General features: G+C 65.1%; 3 protein-coding genes. 2 read left to right on the top strand and 1 reads right to left on the bottom strand.

What is annotated here, in order from left to right; all coding sequences use genetic code 11:
- The first annotated feature begins 351 nt into the window (after positions 1–351).
- Positions 352–1,119, top strand: a complete 768-nt coding sequence (locus AB0M22_RS22330) for an SDR family NAD(P)-dependent oxidoreductase (protein WP_364729958.1) — start codon at positions 352–354, stop codon at positions 1,117–1,119.
- 10 nt (positions 1,120–1,129) lie between these two features.
- Here AB0M22_RS22330 and AB0M22_RS22325 read toward each other — a convergent pair whose 3' ends face one another.
- A complete protein-coding gene (locus AB0M22_RS22325) occupies positions 1,130–1,777 on the bottom strand; it encodes a helix-turn-helix domain-containing protein (protein ID WP_364729956.1) in 648 nt (215 codons plus the stop codon).
- A 336-nt stretch (positions 1,778–2,113) separates the two neighbouring features.
- Between AB0M22_RS22325 and AB0M22_RS22320 the strand changes: the two genes are divergently transcribed.
- Positions 2,114–2,419, top strand: a complete 306-nt coding sequence (locus tag AB0M22_RS22320; RefSeq protein ID WP_364729954.1) for a type VII secretion target — start codon at positions 2,114–2,116, stop codon at positions 2,417–2,419.
- The last annotated feature ends 24 nt before the right edge of the window (positions 2,420–2,443 follow it).

Here is a 2,443-nt window from a genome sequence, read left to right as displayed (position 1 = left end):
GCGCGCGGTACCCGAGGCGAATGCGACCTGGTGGCAGCGCGCAGCCGGACCAGCCCGGCTGGGTCCTGATCAGGTGTTCGATCCAGCGAAACCGTCTGGCGGGCAATGCGATCGGGTCGACCGCAGGTGCTGCTCCAGGCGAGCACAGGCGGCCTGGGTCGGCTCGTTTGACGGCGACCGAGTAGTCTGTTTGACTGCTGGTCAAATCAGCGTATTCCTAGTGAACCCATTGGGGAACCAGCTTGCTCCGGAGACGAATTCGGCGTGCCGATACAGCCATTCGCGGTTTGCCCCGCAGTAGGCCCTGCGATCCGACCACCCGGTGGGCTGTAGCGAGAAGGAGTGCGGCGAATGAGTGAAGCCCCCGTGGGGGATGGTCGTGGGCCGGGTGGGTGGGCGGTGGTTGCCGGTGCGTCGGGTGGGGTGGGGCGTGCGGTCGCGTTGCGACTGGCCGAGGACGGATATTCCGTGGTGGTGTGCGGTGGGGATGGTGCTGGTGTGGAGGAGACCCGCAGCCTGATCGAGTGGTCCGGTGGACGGGCGATGGGCTTGGCGGCCGATCTCGGTGACCCGGTGGTTGTGCGTGGGGTGATCGGCGAGGTGGCCGGATTGCTCGGGCGTGCTCCGGTGGGAGTGCTGGTCAACAATGCCGGAGAAGTCGACTATGGGTCGGCCGAGGATGCGTTCGATGTGGTGTTCAATCTGAACGTGCGGGTGCCTTTGTTGCTGACCGGTGCTTTCGCGCCGCTGATGGCGACGCGTGGGGCGGGGGCGATCGTGAATGTCGGTGCGCGGGTGGGGACTCCGGACAAAGGTCAGGTGCAGGCGGCGCAGGCGGCGTTGGTGCGGTTGACCAGGTTGTGGTCGGTCGAGTACGGGCCGCGGGGTGTGCGGGTCAATTTCGTGGACCCCGGCGACCTGCTCCGGCCGCGGCGGGAACGCCACCGGGAGCGGCATTCGGGTGGTGTCCCGATAGGTGCCGGCGACCCAGGTGAGGTAGCGGAGGTGATCCGGTTCCTGGTCTCGCCGCGGGCGGCCTACGTCCAGGGCGCGGTATTGACCATGAACGGAGCGGAGGCCGCGCCGGCCGCTACCCGACGTCCGTGGACACCTGCCTAGGGGCGCAGGGTTACTCGTGGCTCGGCTCGAGCAGGTTGGCGATCATCGCGGTGGCATGCCATCGCTCGAAATCCGGATGGTTCCAACCGCGTTCGGCTACCAAGCGGTGGTAGTTCGTGTACTGGAGTTGTAACCAGAGCACGTCGGTCGCGGCGTCGGGTGAGATGCCTCGGCGCAGCGATCCGGTCGCCGCGACGGCGGCCACGACGCTACCGGCCGTCTCCAGTAGTTGCTGCTGCGTCGACTTCAACAGTTCCGCCAAATCGGGATCGGTGCCTGCGGCTTGCTCGAGTACTACCTGCAGCGGCCCCACGCGCTGCATGGTCGCGGCCGTGTGGGTGGCGAACTGTTCGAGCAATCGCCGAGGGTCGTCGATCGTGAGGATCTCGGCCATCGTCGAACCGGCTTCGGCGCCGTCACCGTCGTTGCCTTGGTATTGCCGGGCGAGCGCGAACAGTTGGGCTTTGTTGCCGGCGGCGAACACGGTGGGGCGGGAGACCCCGGCGTAGTTGGCGATCTGATCGATGGTGGCACCGGCGTATCCGCGTTCGGTGAACACCTGCATCGCGGCCCGCACGACGATGTCCCGGGTGCGGCGCGCAGCCTCCTCGCGCACCGGGGAGGAGTAGGTGCGCTGCGAGCGATTGACGTCTGCCATAAGGTCTGATTTACTCTCAGTCATGTCATTTTATTCACGGTCAGCCCAAAGAGGTGGCTGACGTGGATGCGCCAGGACCGCAGGGATCAATGAACTGTGCCGGTTCGGCCTCCGGCGGATGTCCGGGAGTGGCGGCCCGGAGCGCGGAGCGGGCCGAGCGTCCGCGCGCGACACCCTCGACGGGGCGTAGCTGATGTCGGCCTCATCCGATGTCTTCTCCTGTCGCCCCGCGGCGGGTATCCGCCGACATGTTTTCTACGACAAGAAGCGTATCAGTCGACTGTGCGCACTTGTCGGACGCTGGTGACAATGCCGTTCGGAAGATAGAGAAGCGCAATGAATCAGCCCATCAAAATAAATCCCGACGGACTCCGCCGGGCGGCGGCCGGTTTCGATGAGGTCGCCGAACAGCTCGGGAAAATCCACGAGACCCTCGTCCAGTCGACCGAAGCCGAGGGCGAAGCCTGGGGAAACGACAAATTCGGCAAGAAATTCGCAGACGGGCCCAAGGGATACAAAGTCGGCCGGGACAATAATTTCAAGTCGCTGACTCAGCTCGCCGATGTGGTCGAGCAAAATGCGAAGAATCTGCGCGATGGTGCGAAGGTTTTCGAGGAGAACGAAAAGTCCCAATCGCAGTGATTTCGATCGACGAGCCGGAGGCTG

It is taken from the genome of Nocardia sp. NPDC051756 (genome assembly GCF_040681495.1).
In the GTDB taxonomy this organism is placed as follows: Bacteria; Actinomycetota; Actinomycetes; order Mycobacteriales; family Mycobacteriaceae; genus Nocardia.
The sequence above is the reverse complement of the archived record's forward strand: the minus strand, read 5'-3'. Positions and strand labels throughout refer to the sequence as shown.

Bases quoted from the DNA above. Each gene is read 5' to 3' on its own strand.
- AB0M22_RS22330 (WP_364729958.1), top strand. From the start codon at position 352: ATGAGTGAAGCCCCCGTGGGGGATGGTCGTGGGCCGGGTGGGTGGGCG.
- AB0M22_RS22320 (WP_364729954.1), top strand. From the start codon at position 2,114: ATGAATCAGCCCATCAAAATAAATCCCGACGGACTCCGCCGGGCGGCG.
- AB0M22_RS22325 (WP_364729956.1), bottom strand. From the start codon at position 1,777: ATGGCAGACGTCAATCGCTCGCAGCGCACCTACTCCTCCCCGGTGCGC.